Raw genomic sequence first — 16796 nt, forward strand, 5'->3', positions numbered from 1 at the left:
ACCGGGATGGCAACGGGCGCGGGACTGGGTGGCTTGGTATCGGCCCTTCTGCCGCTGGTCGGGATCGTCACGATCCTGAAGGGCCGCCGTCGGCGCAAGCTAGGCCTGCCCGAGCCGGTGGATCACGAGTTCGAGAAGCGCCGCGCGGCAACCCGGGAATCCGAGGCGCGCATGGCCGCCTATCTGGCGCAGCGCAGCACGGCGAGTTATCACGTCAGCGAAGACGACGAACAGGAGATCAGGCGATGAGCGCCGAGACGACGATCCGCGAGACGATCGCGATGAATGATGTGGTGCTGTTCATGAAGGGCACCAAGATGATGCCGCAATGTGGGTTCTCGTCCCGTGTGGCGGGGGTGCTGAACTTCATGGGCGTGGAGTTCCAGGACGTGAACGTGCTGGCCGATGCCGAGATTCGGCAGGGCATCAAGGACTTCTCCGACTGGCCGACGATCCCGCAGCTTTACGTCAAGGGCGAATTCGTCGGCGGCTGCGACATCGTCACCGAGATGACCCTGTCGGGCGAGCTGGACCAGCTTTTCGAGACGAAGGGCGTGGCCTTCGACAAGGAAGCGGCGGACAAGATCCGCGAAGCCAACGCCTGAGGGTTTCAATGAGACAGGATGGCCCGCACCCGGCGGGCCTTCCGCGTTTCAAATTCCTGTGATCAGCAAGTCGAACGCGCGCACGATATCGTCCCGAACATGCGAGATATTGCCGACCCGCGTACCGAGACTACGGACCGGGGCGACGCCGACCAGATGCGTCATGACCCGATATTCCCGCTCGGCGTGGACGAAGGCCGGGGCGAGGCGTTCTGGTCGCATTCCGGGCCGGTCGGCCGGAAGGCAAGGTGCAAAGACCCGCGTCTCGATGGCTTCGAGAGCGTCACTTTGCAGAACGACGACGAGGCTCTTGTTTGGCGCAAGATAAAGATCGAACTGCGCGGCCATCAGAGCGCGGTTATCCGAATATCACTGTTAGGAATGCCGTTTTCAGCTATCCACTCGTTGTAGTCGCGAATGAATTCGGCGTTGTCCTCGGCCCAGCGGCGCTTGCGCTCAGCCTTCACGGCGATGAGCAATCCCTCTTCGGCCGCGCGGGAGAGGTTCACTCCCAGCGCGCGGGCTTCGTCCAGAAGGGCGGCGTCGAGGGTCATGGATGTGGCGCGGCGCTGGCTGGGCATGGGCGGTCCTCCTGTGCCGGAATCATACCTCAATACATACCGCACATGAAGAGGTATATCTATTCGGCCTTGCAGGCCAGAAGTGGCGTCTCGCCCTCGGGCGTCTTCCAGTAGAGGGTCGCCTCGTCGCCCTTCGTCCACCAGACATAGGTCGACCCGTCCGAGGGCCAGCCATAGCGGGCGCCGGATGCGGCGGGTTCGTTCACCAGCGTGATCTGGTTGCCCTCGACATGGATGATGGCAAGGCTCTGGTCGGCGCCATTCACATAGGTCGCGGGGACCTCGACCCCGCGGTCGCAGGTGTAGCGCTGGGTGGTAAACTCCTGCGCGGCGGCGAGGCCCGGCACGAGCGCGAGGAGGACCATCGCCCTCATGCGCGCAGCTGTTCTTCGACGCGGGCGGCCATCGCCTCGGCGCGGGCGGCGATTTCGGCGAGGGTCTCGTTCACCTGCGCCGGGATCACGGCGACGTCGCGGGTGGCGACGGGACGGGCCTCAAGCTCGGCCACACGGGCGCGCAAGCCCCGCAGTTCATCCTCGACCGCCGCCGTCTTGTCTGCGAGCATAAGGCCCGCCATCAAGAGCATCTTGGCCTCGGGCAGGCGGCCCATCTGGGCGATGATCGGCGCGGCTTCGGCATCCAGCATCCCGGCGGCTGAGCGCAGGAAATGTTCCTCGCCCGGCTGGCAGGACACCTGGAACGGGCGGCCGCCGATGGTGACTTCAAGATCAGGCATTGCCGGCCTCCGTCAGGTGGGGTTCGAGGGCCGCAAGGATTTCGTCCATCTCGGCGATTTCGGTCAGGCGGCTGGCGCGCAGGGCCTCAAGCTCGGCGGCCATCGCCTTGTTGATCAGGCCGGGCTCGGTGGCACCGGACGCTGCCGCGGTGCGCAGCGCCTCAAGCTGTTCGCGCAGGGAAGCGTTCACCCGGCGCATGCGTTGCAGTTCGAGGCCCTGCACGTCCAGTTCCTGCGTCAGCCGGTCGACCTTGTCCTGCAGGTCGCCCTTCGCCTCGCGGTCCTTGGCGGCGCGAAGGCGGGCCTGCAGCTGGGCGGTCAGCGACTTCTCTTCCTCGAGCTGGGCACGGAGCGCTGAATCGGCAACGGCACCCGCGGGCGCCGGGGCCACGGCCTGGCGGGGCTGCGCGGCCAGCCGGTCGACGCCCTTGCCGATCCGTTCCAGCGCGGTGGTGATCCGCTTCTCCAGCTCGGTGATTTCCTGCATCCCTTACCCCTTGCACCCCGGTCGCTGTCCCTGCGCCCGTCAATCCTTGCGGTCGGGGCAAGGCGAATCGCCCCTGCCCCGGTCAGAGGCAATCTTAGCGCGAAACCCCGGAAAGGCGACCGGCCTTTCTTCCCAAGGCCTTGGGGACCAAGCTTGATCTTGCCGGTCGCGGTGGATAGGAGGCTGGCAATTCCATTGCCACGCCAGCCCAAAAGGAATGCCGCCTTGGACATCCAGACCCTTCGCACCAAGCACCCCGACCACTGGATGCGCGCCACCGCGATCCGCGCGCTCGCGCTCGATGCGGTCGCCGCCGCGAATTCCGGCCATTCGGGGATGCCGATGGGCATGGCCGACGTGGCGACGGTGCTGTTTTCGAAACATCTGAAGTTCGACCCCAAGGCGCCGCGCTGGCCCGACCGCGACCGCTTCATCCTGTCGGCGGGGCACGGGTCGATGCTGATCTATGCGCTTTTGTACCTCACCGGGTACGAGGACATGACGCTGGACCAGATCAAGCATTTCCGCCAGTGGGGCGCGATCACCGCCGGGCACCCGGAATACGGCCATGTCGCGGGGGTGGAGACGACGACGGGACCGTTGGGCCAGGGCATTTCCAACTCGGTCGGGTTCGCGATTGCCGAGGAGTCCTTGCGGGCGCGCTGGGGGGCGAAGATCCAGGATCACCACACCTGGGTCATCGCGGGCGACGGTTGCCTGATGGAAGGCGTGTCGCAGGAGGCGATCGGCCTGGCGGGCAAGCAGCAGCTCTCGCGGCTGATCGTCCTGTGGGACAACAACGGCATCACCATAGACGGGAAGGTTTCGCTGTCCGACGTGACGGACCAGAAGGCGCGGTTTGCGGCGAGCGGTTGGGACGTGTTCGACTGTGACGGCCATGATCCGGTGGACATCGACCGGGCGCTGACCGCCGCCAAGGCAAGCGCCCGCCCGGCTCTGGTCGCCTGCAAGACGCATATCGCCATCGGCCATGCGGCGCAGGACACCAACAAGGGCCATGGTGCGTTGACCGACAAGACGCAGCTGCAGGCGGCGAAGGATGCCTATGGCTGGAAAGGCGGGCCGTTCGAAGTGCCCGCCGACATCAAGAAATGGTGGGAGTCGCTGGGGGCCAAGGGGGCGAAAGCCCGGGCAGAGTGGGAGGCGCGCATCGCCGCCCTGTCACCCGCCAAGCAGGCCGAATTCGCCCGTATCTTCGCACTGGAGGCTCCGGCAAAGCTGGCGGCCGCCATTCGCGGGGTGAAGAAACAGGCGGTTGCTGACCTGCCCAAGCTTGCCACCCGCGCCTCGTCGGAAAAGGTGCTGGCGGCGGTGAACCCGGTCATGCCGGAAACCATTGGCGGCTCGGCCGACCTGACCGGGTCGAACAACACCAAGACCGCCGATCTGGGCACCTTCACCCCCGAGGATCGCAAGGGCCGCTACATCTATTTCGGCATCCGCGAACATGGCATGGCCGCGGCGATGAACGGCATGGTGCTGCATGGCGGGGTCCGACCCTATGGCGGAACCTTCATGTGCTTTACCGACTATGCCCGGCCCTCGATGCGGCTTTCGGCGTTGATGGGGGTGCCGGTCGTCTATGTGATGACGCATGACAGCATCGGTCTGGGCGAGGATGGCCCGACGCACCAGCCGGTCGAGCATCTGGCGATCAGCCGCGCGACGCCCAACACGCTGGTCATCCGCCCGGCCGATCTGGTGGAGGTGGCGGAGGCCTGGGAGATCGCGCTGACCGAGAAGACCCGGCCCACCGTGCTGGCGCTGTCACGACAGAACCTTCCGGCGGTGCGGAAGACGCATACCAACGCGAACCTCGTCTCGAAGGGTGCCTATGTGCTGGCCGAGGCGACCGGCAAGCGCCAGGTGATCCTGATGGCCACCGGCTCCGAGGTCGAGATTGCCCTGAAGGCCCGCGAGGCGCTGGAGGCAGAGGGGATCGGCACCCGCGTGGTCTCGATGCCGTCGATGGAGCTGTTCGCGGCGCAGGACGAGGCCTATCGCAAGCGCGTCTTGCCCGCAGGCCCGGTGCGCGTGGCGGTGGAAGCGGGTGTGCGCCAAGGCTGGGACCGCTGGCTCTTGGGCGAGCGGGGCCGCGAGGCGAAAGCCGGGTTCATCGGCATGTCGTCCTTCGGCGCCTCGGCCCCGATGGAGCGGCTCTATGCCGAGTTCGGGATCACCGCGGAGGCGACCGTCGCGAAGGTGAAGTCGCTTCTCTGACCCCAATCGTCGCGGTCGAAGTGCCGCCCGCCGTGTGGATGGCGAAAACGGATGGGCCGCCTGGCGAAGGCGGCCTTTTCAATGACCGGGCGCCGGGTCAGGCTTGACCGGCAAGGAGAAGCGCATGGCAGGATGGCGAGGGTTGGCCCCGGCGATGGCGGGGCCGAAGGCGGTGGACCTGGCGCGCGCCGGGTTCGGGGCGGGGCTAGGCCTTCTCCTCGCGGGGCTGGCGCTGCATGGCATCGGCCTTGGCTGGCTGATCGCGCCCTTCGGGGCCTCGGCGGTGCTGGTCTTCGCGGTGCCGAACAGCCCCCTGGCGCAGCCCTGGTCGGTGGTCGTGGGCAACACCGCCTCGGCGCTGGTTGCGCTGGCGATGATCGGTGCCCTGCCCCCGGCCGACTGGGTGGTGCCGCTGGCGGTTGCGCTGGCCATTGTCACCATGCTGGCGCTGCGCGCCCTGCATCCGCCGGGGGGCGCGGTGGCCCTGCTGGTGGCGCTCGGGGGGATGGGTCATGGCGGTGCGACCCTGGCCACGGTTGCTGCCGGGTCGGCGCTCCTGGTAGCGCTCGGGGTCCTGTGGAACCACGGGGTTGGCCGCGTCTACCCGTTCCGCCAGCCGTCACAGCCCGGGACGCACGGCACGACCGACCCCGCGCCGGAGGCGCGGATCGGGCTTGATCCGGCGGAACTCGCCACGATCCTGGAGGACTACCGCCAGTCCGCCAACCTGGGCGTGGCCGACCTTGCCCGGCTGGTGGGGGCGGCGGAGCAGGCGGCAGCGGCGCGGCGGATGGAGGGGTTCACCGCCGCCGACATCATGTCGCGCGATCTGGTGACGGTGGGGCCGGATGCGGCGCTGAGCCAAGTGGCGGACCTGTTCCGCAAGCGGGGCTTCACCTCGCTGCCGGTGGTCGAGGGGGATGCAAGGCTTCTGGGCGTCATCTTCCAGATCGACCTGATCCGCCGCGCGCGCGAGGATGCCTTCCGCCAGCACCACAGCTTCATCCGGGCGCTGGCACATCTGATCGACACCCATCGCAAGCGCCCCCCGAAAGCGGCCGAGATCATGGAGCGCGCGGTGCCCAAGGTGACAGCCGATACCCCGGTGGGCGCGCTTCTGCCGCTGCTGGCCGATGGCGGGGCCGAGGCGGTGCCGGTTGTCGAGGGCGACCGCATCGTCGGCATCGTGACGCGAACCGATCTCGTCTCGGCCCTGTCGCAAAGGCTGGCGCTGATCGGGGCCTAGTGCGCGGCGGCCTTCCGCCCCGTGACGGCAGCCCAGAGCGGACCGATCACGCGGGTCGCGACCGGGATCAGGATCACCCCCAGGATAACGCCGAAGATGCCGTCCAGCGTCGCCGTCACCAGCCATTCGACGAAGCCCTGCGCCGCCGGTACGGCGTGCGCCGCAGCTTCGGCGATGTAATGGATCGTCTGATACGGCCAGGCCCAGAGATGCGTCACCTCCAGCCCGTGGATCACGATGTTGCCACCGACCCAGAGCATCGCAGCCGTACCGACCGTGGACAGGAACGCCATCAGCTTCGGCATGCCGTGGACCAGCCCCCGGCCAAGTGCCCTGCCCCCGCTGGTGCGCCCCTTCGCAGCCAGATGCAGGCCCACGTCGTCCATCTTCACGATCAGCGCCACCGCGCCATAGACCGCGACGGTGATGAGGGTGCCGACGACCGCAAGGCTGGTCGCCTCCAGCCAGAAGCTCGGGCTTTCGATGGCGGCAAGCGCGATGGTCATGATCTCGGCCGACAGGATGAAATCCGTCTTGATCGCGCCCGCCACCTTTTCCTCTTCCAGATGGGAAGGATCCTTGGTGTCGTAATCCGCTTCCACCCCTTCGTCCGCATGGGGTGCAAAGGCATGGGCCAGCTTTTCAGCCCCTTCGAAACAGAGATAGGCCCCGCCCAGCATGAGAAGCGGGGTGATGGCCCAGGGGGCGAAATAGTCCAGTGCCAGAAGCCCGGGCAAGAGGATGATCAGCTTGTTCTTCAGCGAGCCGAGCGCGATGCGCCAGATGATCGGCAGCTCCCGGTCGGCGGAAAAGCCGTGGACGTATTTCGGCGTCACCGCCGCGTCGTCGATCACCACGCCTGCGGCCTTGGTCCCCGCCTTGGCCGCCGCCGCCGCCACATCGTCGATCGAGGCTGCCGCCACCTTGGCAATCGCCGCCACGTCGTCGAGAAGTGCGAGAAGCCCGCTCATGCCCTGCCCCATCCTGCCTGCAACCGTGGATGTAGCGGGAAACGCGGGATTCGGCAAAGCGATGCCCCGGGTTAGCGCAAACAGGCGAAGATTGCGCTAACATCATGAAAAGGCGTCGTTTTCCGCCTTGCATACCATTGTGGACCGGCTAAGGCCTCTTTCCAGGCATCAGCAGGGGACTTCCAGAATGACCGTGACTGTCGGCATCAACGGCTTCGGCCGCATCGGGCGCTGCACGCTGGCGCATATCGCGGAATCGAACCGCAACGACGTGCAGGTGGTGGCGATCAATGCCACGGGTCCGGTCGAGACGAACGCTCACTTGCTGCGCTACGACTCGGTGCATGGCCGTTTCCCCGGGGTGGTGAAGGTCACGGACGAAGGCATGGACCTCGGCCGGGGCCCGATCCGCATGATGTCGACCTACAACCCCGAAGAGCTGGACTGGCAGGGCGTGGACGTGGTGCTGGAATGCACCGGCAAGTTCAACGACCGCGACAAGGCGGCGGTGCATCTGGGGCGCGGGGCGAAACGGGTGCTGGTCTCGGCCCCGGCGAAGCGGGCGGACCTGACCGTGGTCTACGGGGTGAACCATCGCAGCCTGCTGCCGGAACACAAGGTCGTCTCGAACGCCTCCTGCACGACGAACTGCCTCGCGCCATTGGCCAAGGTGCTGAACGACAGCATCGGGATCGAGAGCGGGATCATGACCACGATCCACAGCTACACCGGCGACCAGCCGACGCTGGACCGGCGGCACAAGGACCTGTACCGGGCGCGGTCGGCGGCAATGGCGATGATCCCGACCTCGACCGGGGCCGGCAAGGCCATCGGCGAGGTGCTGCCGGAACTGGCCGGGCGGCTGGAGGGTTCTGCGATCCGGGTGCCGACGCCGAACGTGTCGGCGGTGGACCTGACCTTCATCGCAGAGAAGTCGGTGACGGTCGCGGAGGTTAACGAAATCGTCAGGGAAGCCTGCGCAGGCTACATGGGCATGGTCATGGCCTATGACCCCGAGCCGAAGGTGTCGATCGACTTCAACCACACGCCGCAATCCTCGATCTTCGCGCCGGACCAGACCAAGGTCGCGGGCCGTTCCGTTCGGGTGCTGGCGTGGTATGACAACGAATGGGGTTTCTCCTGTCGGATGGCCGATGTCGCCGGCGTCATGGGGCGGCTCGCGCAGTAATCGGGGCCGCCGGTCCCTTTGGGGGCCATCGTGACCAACATCATCGCGCTCTGGATCGGCCTGATCCTGACGGCCGCCATAATCGCCGACCTTGCCCTGAATGGCGGGTCGGCGCTGATGTTCCTGGCCCGCAAGTTCCTTGACCTGATCGAATGGGTGGATTTCTGGAACTGACCGCGTCAAACTCCGGTTGCAATTCCCGGCGATATGTCATTGTTAGCGCTATCGGGATACGAGCCCCTGCTTTGGAGGTAGAGTCATGGCCGTGAAGGTTGCCATCAACGGGTTTGGACGGATCGGACGCAACATTCTGCGCGCCATCATCGAGTCGGGTCGTACCGACATCGAGGTCATCGCCATCAATGACCTTGGTCCGGTGGAAACCAACGCGCATCTCCTGCGCTACGATTCGGTCCACGGGAAATTCCCGGCCACCGTGACCACCGGCACCGACACCATCGACGTGGGCCGCGGGCCGATGCGGGTGACGGCGCTGAAGAACCCGGCCGACCTGCCCTGGTCGGATGTGGACATCGTGCTGGAATGCACCGGCATCTTCACCTCGAAGGAGAAATGCCAAGCCCATCTGGAGAACGGGTCGAAACGGGTGCTGATCTCGGCCCCCGGCGAGGGTGCGGACAAGACCATCGTCTATGGCGTCAACGACAAGACACTGACGAAGGATGACATCGTCGTCTCGAACGCCTCCTGCACCACCAACTGCCTGTCGCCCGTGGCCTATGTGCTGAACAACGCCATCGGGATCGAGAAGGGCATGATGACCACGATCCACAGCTATACCGGCGACCAGCCGACGCTGGACACGATGCACAAGGACCTGTACCGCGCCCGCGCGGCGGCGCTGTCGATGATCCCGACCTCGACCGGCGCGGCCAAGGCGGTGGGGCTGGTCCTGCCCGAGCTGAAGGGCAAGCTGGACGGGTTCGCCATGCGGGTGCCGACGCCGAATGTCTCGGTGGTGGACCTGAAGTTCATCGCCAAGCGCGCGACTTCGGTCGAGGAGGTGAATGCCGCGATCAAGGCGGCGGCGGATGGGCCGCTGAAGGGGATCCTCGGCTATACCAACGAGAAACTGGTGTCGTCGGACTTCAACCACGACCCCCATTCGTCGGTGTTCCACATGGACCAGACCAAGGTGATGGACGGGACCTTCGTCTCGATCCTCAGCTGGTATGACAACGAATGGGGCTTCTCGAACCGCATGGCTGATACGGCCGTCGCGATGGGCAAGCTGATCTGAATTGATTGTTATTACAGGAAAAAGGCGCCTTCTGGCGCCTTTTTTCTTGCCGACAGCTATGCAATCAGTGCATTGCTGCACCGCAGCATTGGATGTTGTTGGCGCTAGCAGACACCCCTATCTTCCTGCCATGCGAGAAAGGAAAAGCAGACCTCTCGCGGATGAAGAAGGACGATGAAAATGACCTCTGTGTATGAAATGCTGAAGACCGCTGCGGCGAACTATGTGCTGTATCGCCAGACCCGCAACGAGATTGCCAACCTGCCCGCCGACATCGCGCTGGACCTCGGGATCTACCCGGGCGACGCCGAGCGCCTTGCGCGCGAATCCGTCTACGGCAAGGCGGCCTGAACGGCAAAACCCACTGCCGGACCTGATGCGGGGGCCTTCGGGCCCCTTTTGCATGTCAGCCGAACTTGCCCGCCAGCGCGCCGACCACCGGGGCCGGGACGAATTTCGACACATCGCCCCCCAGCCGGGCGATTTCCTTGACCAGCTTCGAGGCAATGGCCTGCCGCCGGGCGTCGGCCATCATGAACACCGTCTCGATCGAGGAATCGAGCGCCCGGTTCATGCCGACCATCTGGAACTCGTATTCGAAGTCCGCAACCGCCCGCAGGCCGCGGATGATGATCCCCGCCCCCACGTCGCGCGCGCAATCGATCAGCAGGTTCTCGAACGGGTGGACGATGATTTCGCCCCCGGTCTTGGCGATGATCGCCGCGCATTCCGCCTCGACCATGGCCACCCGCTCTTCCAGCGTGAACAAGGGACCCTTGTCGCGGTTGATCGCCACCCCGATCACCAGACGGTCGACCAGCGCCATCGCGCGCTGGATGATGTCGGTATGGCCGAGGGTGATCGGGTCGAAGGTCCCCGGATAAAGCCCGATGCGCATGGTATCCTCCGCAGCCGCCCGCCCCGCGCACGCAACAATATTGCCCGCGCGGGCGCAAGGGGTTTCGGGCAGGTCAGAAGCCCTTGATCATGCCTTCCAGCGCGTCCTTCTCCGCCGCAAGCTCCATCAGCCGGGCCTTGACCACGTCGCCGATGGAGATGAGGCCGACCATCTTGCCATCCTCGATCACCGGCATGTGCCGGAAGCGACCGTCCGTCATCCGGCCAAGGACCGCATCGGTGCCTTCGGCCCGGGTGCAGGACACGATCTTCGCCGTCATCAAGGTTTCGACCTTGTCGCCCAGGCAAGCAGGCCCCCGTTTGCCCAGCTCGCGCACGATGTCGCGTTCCGAAACGATGCCTTTCGCCGCCTTGCCGTCCGCCGAAACGATCACCGCCCCGATGCGTTTCGAGGACAGGAGCGCGGCAACTTCCTGCACCGTGCTGCCAGGCGGCACCGTGATCACGTTCTGGTCGCCCTTGGATGCGAGGATCTGCTGTACGAGCATGGGACGGCCCCTCCCTTCGACCGGAGGTCAAGCGTCGGGCCGGAAAGGGGATTCTGTCAAGGGCGGCTTTCGTCGGCCCGCAATGCACCTTCCAGCCGGGCCATCTCGGCGCGCGCCTCGCGGGTCAGCTGGTCGGCAAAGCGGTTCAGGCGATCCAGCCGGGTATCGCTTTCGTGGCGGATCAGCCAGAACGACCGGGTCAGGTGGATGCTTTCGGTCAGGATGCGGGTGACGTCCGGCGCGGCGGGAAGCGCGAAATCATGCACCACGCCGACCCCTGCCCCGGTTCGCAGCCAGTTCAGCTGCACCGAGACCGAATTGGAGCTGAGCGTGGCGGGGCCGATCCCGATCTCGGCCAGATAGTCGAGTTCCTTGTCGAAGATCATGTCGGGGATGTAGCCGATGATCCGGTGGCCGGTCAGGTCCTCCGGCTGCCGGATCGGCGCGGCCTGCGCCAGATAGTCGCGGCTGGCGGCAAGGTGCAGGTGATAGTCGGTCAGCTTCTGCACCGTCAGTCGTCCGGCCTCGGGTCGGCTGACGGCGATGGCCATGTCCGCCTCGCGCTTCGACAGGTTGAACACGCGGGGAAGCGCGACGATCTGGACTTCAAGGCCGGGATTGGCGTCGCAGATGCGGGCCAGCACCTGCGGCAGAAGGTAGTTCGCGCAGCCATCGGGCGCGCCAAGACGGATCAGCCCGGTCAGGCCGCCGGGGCCGGAGAGGCTCTCCTCGGCCCCCAGCGCGGCCCGTTCGGCGGTTTCGGCATGCGGGATCAGACGGGCGCCCTCTTCGGTCAGCGCGTAGCCTTGCGGGGATTTGCTGAAGAGCCGCGCCTTCGTCGCCTCTTCCAGCCGGGCGATGCGGCGGCCGACGGTGGCCGGGTCGATCCTTAGCTGCTTGCCTGCGGCCGACAGGCTTTCGGTCCGCGCCACGGCAAGAAAAACGCGCAGGTCGTCCCAGTCCATCGTCGCGGCCATTCTTGCATTCCTGCAAAACCCTTTTGACATATTGCCGCTTTGTCTGGCGTTTGTGCAAGAGTAAAAGCCCCCCAGCAAACGGGAGGATTCCATGCAAGAGATCGGTCACTGGATCAACGGCAAGCGCGTCGCGGGCACTTCGGGCCGCTTCGCCGATGTCATGAACCCCGCCACGGGCGAAGTGCAGGCGCGCGTCGCGCTGGCCACGCTCGGGGAACTCGACCACGCCATCCAGGAGGCCGCAAAGGCACAGGTCGGCTGGGCCGCGACCAACCCGCAGCGCCGCGCGCGGGTGATGATGGCCTTCGGCGCGCTGATCAATCAGAACATGGACAAGCTGGCGGAAATGGTCGCCCGCGAACACGGCAAGACCATCCCCGACGCCAAGGGCGACGTGCAGCGCGGGCTTGAGGTGATCGAGGTCTGCATGGGCGCGCCTGCGATGCTGAAGGGCGAGATGATGGATAGCGCCGGGCCCGGCATCGACCTTTACGCCATGCGCCAACCCCTTGGCGTCGTTGCCGGAATCACTCCGTTCAACTTCCCGGCGATGATTCCCTTGTGGAAGATCGGACCGGCGATCTCCTCGGGTAATGCGATGATCCTGAAGCCGTCGGAGCGGGTGCCCTCGACCTCGCTGTTCCTTGCGGAACTGCTGAAGGAAGCGGGCCTGCCGGATGGTGTGCTGCAGGTGGTGAACGGCGACAAGGCGGTCGTGGACGGCATCCTCGACCACCCGGTGATCCAGGGCGTGGGCTTCGTCGGCTCCACCCCGATCGCGCAATACATCTACGGTCGCGCGGCGTCGAACGGCAAGCGGGCGCAATGCTTTGGCGGCGCCAAGAACCACATGATCATCATGCCCGACGCCGACATGGACAAGGCGGCGGATGCGCTCGTGGGTGCCGGCTACGGTGCGGCGGGCGAACGCTGCATGGCGATCTCGGTCGCGGTGCCGGTGGGCGACAAGACGGCGGATGCGCTGATCGAACGGCTGGTGCCTCGGATCGAGAAGCTGAAGGTCGCCCCCTATACCGCTGGAAACGATGTCGATTTCGGGCCGGTGATCACTCAGGCCTCGAAAGACCGGATCCTGGGCCTGATCGGCTCGGGCGTCGAACAGGGCGCGAAGCTGGTGGTCGACGGGCGGGGCCTGAAGATCCAGGGCTACGAGAACGGCTTCTTCGTCGGCCCGACCCTCTTCGACAACGTCACGCCCGAGATGGACATCTACAAGCAGGAAATCTTCGGTCCCGTGCTGACGACGGTGCGGACCAAGTCCTATGACGACGCGCTGAAGCTGGTGATGGACAACGAATACGGCAACGGCACCGCGATCTACACCGCCGACGGCGACACCGCGCGCGACTTCGCTTCGCGTGTCAACGTCGGCATGGTCGGGATCAACTTCCCGATCCCGGTGCCGCTGTCCTACTTCTCGTTCGGCGGCTGGAAGCGCTCGGCCTTCGGCGACCTGAACCAGTACGGGCCGGATGCCTTCCGTTTCTACACCAAGACCAAGACCGTCACGGCGCGCTGGTTCAGCGGCATCAAGGACGGGGCTGCGCTGAACTTCAAGGCACTGGACTAAGCTCTTCGGTTATCTAGGAAATCAGGGCGCGGTGCCTTCGGGCCCGCGCCCTTTCTGTTGCTGTCAGTCAGGCAGGAAACAGCCGACAGCCCAAGTGAGCGGCTGTCCGGGATGGAACTCTCTGCCGCCATGCGGCATTGCAAGACGCGACCTGTCCCAGGAGCCTGCCATGCTGCGCATCGTCCTTGCTGCCACCCTCGCGCTTTCCGCCCCACTCTCGCTTCCCGCCGCGGCGAAGGACAAGTCCTGCCCGCCCGGCCTAGCCAAGAAGGCCGTGCCCTGCGTGCCCCCCGGTCAGGCGAAAAAGTGGGATGACGGCGATCGCGGCCATGAGGAAGAACACGATCACGACCGCCACCACCCTGACTGGCACGCGGGCGACCGGGTCCGCGACGACTACGTCCTGATCCCGCGTGCCGAGTGGGAACGCCTGCGCCTGCGCGACTATCGCGACGGCAGCCGGTATCTGCAAGTCGACAACCAGATCCTGCGGGTGGCAGGTGATGCGCTGATCGTCATCGAGGCCGTCCGGATCCTGGACCGTGTGCTGAACTGACGCGGGCGCGTGTGCAATCTGCCCACCTACTCCGCCGCCACCCGGCGCGGGCGAAGAAGATCCTTGAGGTAGCGCCCGGTGTGGCTCGCCTCGACCTTGACCACCTCCTCGGGTGTGCCGGTGGCCACGATCTCGCCGCCGCCATCGCCGCCCTCGGGGCCGATGTCGATCACCCAGTCGGCGGTTTTCACCACGTCGAGGTTGTGTTCGATGACCACGACGGTGTTGCCCTGTTCCACCAGCGAATGCAGGACCTCCAGAAGCTTCCGCACATCCTCGAAGTGGAGGCCCGTCGTCGGCTCGTCGAGGATATAGAGCGTCCGCCCCGTCGCCCGACGGGAAAGCTCCTTCGACAGCTTCACCCGCTGCGCCTCGCCGCCTGACAGGGTCGTCGCCTGCTGGCCGACCTTGATGTAGCCCAGCCCGACCTCGCAGAGCGCATCCATCTTCTCGCGGATTGCCGGGATCGCCTGGAAGAAGTCGCGGGCGTCTTCGCATGTCATCTCAAGAACCTCGGCTATGCTCTTGTTCTTGAATTTGACTTCCAGAGTCTCACGGTTGTAGCGGTGGCCCTTGCAGGTTTCGCAGGTGACATAGACATCCGGCAGGAAATTCATCTCGATCTTGAGGACGCCATCGCCCTGGCAGGCCTCGCAGCGCCCACCCTTGACGTTGAAGCTGAACCGCCCCGGCCCGTAGCCCCGCGCCTTCGATTCCGGCAGCCCGGCGAACCAGTCGCGGATCGGGGTGAAGGCGCCGGTGTAGGTCGCAGGGTTCGACCGTGGGGTGCGCCCGATGGGCCGCTGGTCGATGTCGATCACCTTGTCCAGATGCTCGAACCCCCTGATCGTCTCGCAGGGCGCGGGCGTCTCATGCGCCCCGTTCAGCCGCATGGCGGCGGTCTTGTACAACGTCTCGATGGTCAAGGACGACTTGCCCCCGCCAGACACCCCGGTCACGCAGACGAACTTGCCCAGCGGGAATTCGGCCGTCACCGATTTCAGGTTGTTCCCCGTCGCGCCGACGACGACCAGCTTCTTGCCATTGCCCTTGCGCCGGATCTTCGGCACCGCGATCTCTCGCGTGCCAGAGAGGTATTGCCCGGTCAAACTGGCGGGGTCGGCCGCAACTTGCTCCGGTGTGCCGTGGCTGACCACCATCCCGCCATGCACTCCGGCCCCCGGGCCCATGTCGAAGACATAATCCGCCTCGCGGATCGCGTCCTCGTCATGTTCCACCACAAGCACCGTGTTCCCCGCATCGCGCAGGTTCTTCAGCGTGGTCAGAAGCCGGTCATTGTCACGCTGGTGCAGGCCGATGCTGGGTTCGTCCAGCACATACAGCACCCCGGTCAGGCCCGAGCCGATCTGCGAGGCCAGCCGGATGCGCTGCGATTCCCCGCCCGACAGGGTGCCTGCCGCACGGCTCATCGTAAGGTAGTTGAGGCCGACATTCACAAGGAAACCAAGACGTTCACGGATTTCCTTCAGGATCGCCCGCGCGATCTCGTTCTGCTGCTTCGTCAGTGTCTCGGCCACGCCTTCGACCCAGGCGAAGGCTTCGGTGATCGACATCTGCACCACCTGGCCGATGTGCAGGCGCGCGATCTTGACCGCCAGCGCCTCGGGCTTCAGCCGGTAGCCGCCACAGGCCCCGCAGGCACGGTTCGACTGGTAGCGCTCCATCTCCTCGCGGCTCCAGGCGCTGTCGGTCTCGCGGTAGCGGCGCTCCATGTTGGGGATGATCCCCTCATAGACCCGCTTCACCTGATAGACCCGCCCGCCCTCGTCATAGCGGAACTCGATCTCCTCGCCCTTCGACCCCTGCAGGAACAGCTCCTGCACCGCTTCGGGCAGGTCCTTCCACTTGGCCTTCAGGTTGAAACCGTAGTGCTTGGACAGGGCCTCCATCGTCTGCGTCAGGTAGGGCGATTTCGACTTGGCCCAGGGCGCGATGGCGCCTTGCAGGAGCGTCAGGTTCTGGTCCGGCACGACCAGCCGTTCGTCGAAGAACAGTTCCACGCCCAGCCCGTCACAGACCGGGCAGGCGCCGAAGGGGGCGTTGAAGGAAAAGAGCCGCGGCTCGATCTCGGCGATGGTGAAGCCGCTGACCGGACACGCGAATTTCTCGGAATAGGTCACGCGGACCGGCTCCTCGCCTTCCCTGGCATCGGCCAGCTCGATCACTGCAATCCCGTCGGCCAAGTTCAGCGCGGTGCGGAAGCTGTCCGCCAGCCGCGTCTCGATCCCCTCGCGTACCACGATCCGGTCGACCACCACGTCGATGTTGTGGCGGAACTTCTTGTCGAGCGTGGGCGGCTCTTCCAGCTCATGGAAGGCGCCGTTGACCTTCACCCGCTGGAAGCCCTGCTTGCGCAGGTCGAGGAATTCCTTGCGATACTCCCCCTTGCGGTCCCGAACGATGGGCGCCAGCAGATAGGCGCGTGTCCCCTCGGCCATCGCCATCACCGCATCCACCATGTCCTGCACCTGCATCGCGGTGATCGGCAGGCCGGTGGCCGGGGAAAAGGGCGTGCCGACCCGGGCGAAGAGGAGGCGGAGGTAGTCGTATATCTCTGTCACCGTGCCGACAGTCGAGCGCGGGTTCTTCGAGGTGGTCTTCTGCTCGATGGAGATCGCTGGGCTCAGGCCGGAGATATGGTCGACATCCGGCTTGCCCATCATGTCGAGGAACTGCCGGGCATAGGCCGACAGAGATTCAACATAGCGGCGCTGGCCTTCCGCATAGATGGTGTCGAAGGCGAGGCTGGACTTGCCCGACCCCGACAGCCCGGTGATCACCACCAGCTGGTCGCGCGGAATCGCGACATCGACGCCCTTCAGGTTATGTTCGCGGGCGCCCCGCACTTCGATGAACTTCTGTTCGGCCATGGCAACCCCCGGACATGCGGCCAAGAGATAGTGCGTCGCGGCCGAGTCTCCAACCAGA

General features: G+C 65.6%; 20 protein-coding genes. 10 read left to right on the forward strand and 10 right to left on the reverse strand.

The annotated features are described in order from the left end of the window. The first annotated feature begins 6 nt into the window (after nucleotides 1-6). Together JNL31_RS03610 and grxD are read left to right on the forward strand one after the other, a co-directional pair. Nucleotides 7-249 (forward strand): hypothetical protein, encoded by a 243-nt coding sequence (locus JNL31_RS03610; RefSeq protein WP_294970091.1) that lies wholly within the window; start codon nucleotides 7-9, stop codon nucleotides 247-249. After that, nucleotides 246-605 carry a Grx4 family monothiol glutaredoxin gene (gene grxD / locus JNL31_RS03615; protein ID WP_294970094.1) on the forward strand — a complete coding sequence of 120 codons (360 nt, stop codon included), beginning with the start codon at nucleotides 246-248 and terminating at the stop codon, nucleotides 603-605. Before JNL31_RS03610 ends, grxD begins: the two co-directional genes overlap by 4 nt. A 48-nt stretch (nucleotides 606-653) precedes the next feature. Here the strand turns inward: grxD and JNL31_RS03620 are convergent, their stop codons facing one another. Genes JNL31_RS03620 through JNL31_RS03640 form a run of 5 tightly spaced genes read right to left on the reverse strand, consistent with a single transcriptional unit; the run spans nucleotide 654 to nucleotide 2409 of the window. Next, a complete protein-coding gene (locus JNL31_RS03620; protein ID WP_294970097.1) occupies nucleotides 654-953 on the reverse strand; it encodes a CcdB family protein in 300 nt (99 codons plus the stop codon). Next, nucleotides 953-1186 carry a type II toxin-antitoxin system CcdA family antitoxin gene (locus JNL31_RS03625; RefSeq protein WP_294970100.1) on the reverse strand — a complete coding sequence of 78 codons (234 nt, stop codon included), beginning with the start codon at nucleotides 1184-1186 and terminating at the stop codon, nucleotides 953-955. The genes JNL31_RS03620 and JNL31_RS03625 overlap by 1 nt, the downstream gene beginning before the upstream one ends. A 59-nt stretch (nucleotides 1187-1245) precedes the next feature. Beyond that, the gene (locus JNL31_RS03630) at nucleotides 1246-1560 is read right to left on the reverse strand and encodes an MliC family protein (protein ID WP_294970103.1); all 315 of its coding nucleotides are present in this window, start codon (nucleotides 1558-1560) and stop codon (nucleotides 1246-1248) included. Beyond that, nucleotides 1557-1922, reverse strand: coding sequence for a cell division protein ZapA (locus JNL31_RS03635; protein WP_294970106.1), 366 nt, complete (start codon nucleotides 1920-1922; stop codon nucleotides 1557-1559). Before JNL31_RS03635 ends, JNL31_RS03630 begins: the two co-directional genes overlap by 4 nt. After that, nucleotides 1915-2409 carry a hypothetical protein gene (locus tag JNL31_RS03640; protein ID WP_294970110.1) on the reverse strand — a complete coding sequence of 165 codons (495 nt, stop codon included), beginning with the start codon at nucleotides 2407-2409 and terminating at the stop codon, nucleotides 1915-1917. Before JNL31_RS03640 ends, JNL31_RS03635 begins: the two co-directional genes overlap by 8 nt. Nucleotides 2410-2634: 225 nt before the next feature. Here JNL31_RS03640 and tkt point away from each other — a divergent pair, with 225 nt between their 5' ends. Further along, nucleotides 2635-4650, forward strand: a complete 2016-nt coding sequence (gene tkt / locus JNL31_RS03645; RefSeq protein WP_294970113.1) for a transketolase — start codon at nucleotides 2635-2637, stop codon at nucleotides 4648-4650. A 124-nt stretch (nucleotides 4651-4774) separates the two neighbouring features. After that, nucleotides 4775-5896: an HPP family protein gene (locus JNL31_RS03650; RefSeq protein WP_294970116.1), complete on the forward strand. Its 1122-nt coding sequence runs from the start codon at nucleotides 4775-4777 to the stop codon at nucleotides 5894-5896. Here the strand turns inward: JNL31_RS03650 and JNL31_RS03655 are convergent. Beyond that, entirely contained in the window at nucleotides 5893-6867 is a 975-nt protein-coding gene (locus tag JNL31_RS03655) for a DUF808 domain-containing protein (protein ID WP_294970119.1), read from the reverse strand. The genes JNL31_RS03650 and JNL31_RS03655 overlap by 4 nt on opposite strands. A gap of 187 nt (nucleotides 6868-7054) precedes the next feature. Between JNL31_RS03655 and gap (JNL31_RS03660) the strand changes: the two genes are divergently transcribed. The 4 genes from gap (JNL31_RS03660) to JNL31_RS03675 all read left to right on the forward strand — a co-directional run bounded on the left by gap (JNL31_RS03660) (nucleotide 7055) and on the right by JNL31_RS03675 (nucleotide 9668). After that, on the forward strand, nucleotides 7055-8056 hold the full coding sequence (gene gap / locus JNL31_RS03660) for a type I glyceraldehyde-3-phosphate dehydrogenase (RefSeq protein ID WP_294970122.1): 1002 nt from the start codon (nucleotides 7055-7057) through the stop codon (nucleotides 8054-8056). Nucleotides 8057-8086: 30 nt separating this feature from the next. Next, nucleotides 8087-8230, forward strand: a complete 144-nt coding sequence (locus tag JNL31_RS03665) for a hypothetical protein (protein ID WP_294970125.1) — start codon at nucleotides 8087-8089, stop codon at nucleotides 8228-8230. A gap of 85 nt (nucleotides 8231-8315) precedes the next feature. Then, nucleotides 8316-9317 (forward strand): type I glyceraldehyde-3-phosphate dehydrogenase, encoded by a 1002-nt coding sequence (gene gap / locus JNL31_RS03670; protein ID WP_294970127.1) that lies wholly within the window; start codon nucleotides 8316-8318, stop codon nucleotides 9315-9317. A 180-nt stretch (nucleotides 9318-9497) separates the two neighbouring features. After that, nucleotides 9498-9668, forward strand: a complete 171-nt coding sequence (locus JNL31_RS03675) for a hypothetical protein (RefSeq protein WP_294970129.1) — start codon at nucleotides 9498-9500, stop codon at nucleotides 9666-9668. 55 nt (nucleotides 9669-9723) lie between these two features. Here the strand turns inward: JNL31_RS03675 and coaD are convergent, their stop codons facing one another. The 3 genes from coaD to JNL31_RS03690 form a co-directional block, all read right to left on the reverse strand. Further along, entirely contained in the window at nucleotides 9724-10215 is a 492-nt protein-coding gene (gene coaD / locus JNL31_RS03680; protein ID WP_294970132.1) for a pantetheine-phosphate adenylyltransferase, read from the reverse strand. A gap of 73 nt (nucleotides 10216-10288) precedes the next feature. Next, nucleotides 10289-10723 carry a CBS domain-containing protein gene (locus JNL31_RS03685; protein WP_294970135.1) on the reverse strand — a complete coding sequence of 145 codons (435 nt, stop codon included), beginning with the start codon at nucleotides 10721-10723 and terminating at the stop codon, nucleotides 10289-10291. Between the two features lie 56 nt (nucleotides 10724-10779). Continuing rightward, on the reverse strand, nucleotides 10780-11688 hold the full coding sequence (locus JNL31_RS03690) for a LysR family transcriptional regulator (protein WP_294970302.1): 909 nt from the start codon (nucleotides 11686-11688) through the stop codon (nucleotides 10780-10782). A gap of 103 nt (nucleotides 11689-11791) precedes the next feature. On the opposite strand from JNL31_RS03690, the gene JNL31_RS03695 reads away from it, so the two are divergent. After that, nucleotides 11792-13291: a CoA-acylating methylmalonate-semialdehyde dehydrogenase gene (locus JNL31_RS03695; protein WP_294970137.1), complete on the forward strand. Its 1500-nt coding sequence runs from the start codon at nucleotides 11792-11794 to the stop codon at nucleotides 13289-13291. 169 nt (nucleotides 13292-13460) lie between these two features. Next, complete coding sequence (locus tag JNL31_RS03700) at nucleotides 13461-13847, forward strand: hypothetical protein (RefSeq protein ID WP_294970140.1); 387 nt, start codon at nucleotides 13461-13463, stop codon at nucleotides 13845-13847. A 26-nt stretch (nucleotides 13848-13873) separates the two neighbouring features. On the opposite strand, the gene uvrA is transcribed toward JNL31_RS03700, so the two are convergent. Then, nucleotides 13874-16738 carry an excinuclease ABC subunit UvrA gene (uvrA, locus tag JNL31_RS03705; protein WP_294970143.1) on the reverse strand — a complete coding sequence of 955 codons (2865 nt, stop codon included), beginning with the start codon at nucleotides 16736-16738 and terminating at the stop codon, nucleotides 13874-13876. Nucleotides 16739-16796 lie beyond the last annotated feature (58 nt).

The sequence above is a fragment of the Tabrizicola sp. genome, from assembly GCF_016792905.1.
GTDB lineage: Bacteria > Pseudomonadota > Alphaproteobacteria > Rhodobacterales > Rhodobacteraceae > Tabrizicola.

Excerpts from the sequence above, each read along its gene's own strand:
- JNL31_RS03610 (WP_294970091.1), top strand. The coding sequence starts at position 7 with ATGGCAACGGGCGCGGGACTGGGTGGCTTGGTATCGGCCCTTCTGCCG.
- grxD (WP_294970094.1), top strand. The coding sequence starts at position 246 with ATGAGCGCCGAGACGACGATCCGCGAGACGATCGCGATGAATGATGTG.
- JNL31_RS03620 (WP_294970097.1), bottom strand. The coding sequence starts at position 953 with ATGGCCGCGCAGTTCGATCTTTATCTTGCGCCAAACAAGAGCCTCGTC.
- JNL31_RS03625 (WP_294970100.1), bottom strand. The coding sequence starts at position 1,186 with ATGCCCAGCCAGCGCCGCGCCACATCCATGACCCTCGACGCCGCCCTT.
- JNL31_RS03630 (WP_294970103.1), bottom strand. The coding sequence starts at position 1,560 with ATGAGGGCGATGGTCCTCCTCGCGCTCGTGCCGGGCCTCGCCGCCGCG.
- JNL31_RS03635 (WP_294970106.1), bottom strand. The coding sequence starts at position 1,922 with ATGCCTGATCTTGAAGTCACCATCGGCGGCCGCCCGTTCCAGGTGTCC.
- JNL31_RS03640 (WP_294970110.1), bottom strand. The coding sequence starts at position 2,409 with ATGCAGGAAATCACCGAGCTGGAGAAGCGGATCACCACCGCGCTGGAA.
- JNL31_RS03650 (WP_294970116.1), top strand. The coding sequence starts at position 4,775 with ATGGCAGGATGGCGAGGGTTGGCCCCGGCGATGGCGGGGCCGAAGGCG.
- JNL31_RS03655 (WP_294970119.1), bottom strand. The coding sequence starts at position 6,867 with ATGAGCGGGCTTCTCGCACTTCTCGACGACGTGGCGGCGATTGCCAAG.
- gap (WP_294970122.1), top strand. The coding sequence starts at position 7,055 with ATGACCGTGACTGTCGGCATCAACGGCTTCGGCCGCATCGGGCGCTGC.
- gap (WP_294970127.1), top strand. The coding sequence starts at position 8,316 with ATGGCCGTGAAGGTTGCCATCAACGGGTTTGGACGGATCGGACGCAAC.
- JNL31_RS03675 (WP_294970129.1), top strand. The coding sequence starts at position 9,498 with ATGACCTCTGTGTATGAAATGCTGAAGACCGCTGCGGCGAACTATGTG.
- coaD (WP_294970132.1), bottom strand. The coding sequence starts at position 10,215 with ATGCGCATCGGGCTTTATCCGGGGACCTTCGACCCGATCACCCTCGGC.
- JNL31_RS03685 (WP_294970135.1), bottom strand. The coding sequence starts at position 10,723 with ATGCTCGTACAGCAGATCCTCGCATCCAAGGGCGACCAGAACGTGATC.
- JNL31_RS03690 (WP_294970302.1), bottom strand. The coding sequence starts at position 11,688 with ATGGACTGGGACGACCTGCGCGTTTTTCTTGCCGTGGCGCGGACCGAA.
- JNL31_RS03695 (WP_294970137.1), top strand. The coding sequence starts at position 11,792 with ATGCAAGAGATCGGTCACTGGATCAACGGCAAGCGCGTCGCGGGCACT.
- JNL31_RS03700 (WP_294970140.1), top strand. The coding sequence starts at position 13,461 with ATGCTGCGCATCGTCCTTGCTGCCACCCTCGCGCTTTCCGCCCCACTC.
- uvrA (WP_294970143.1), bottom strand. The coding sequence starts at position 16,738 with ATGGCCGAACAGAAGTTCATCGAAGTGCGGGGCGCCCGCGAACATAAC.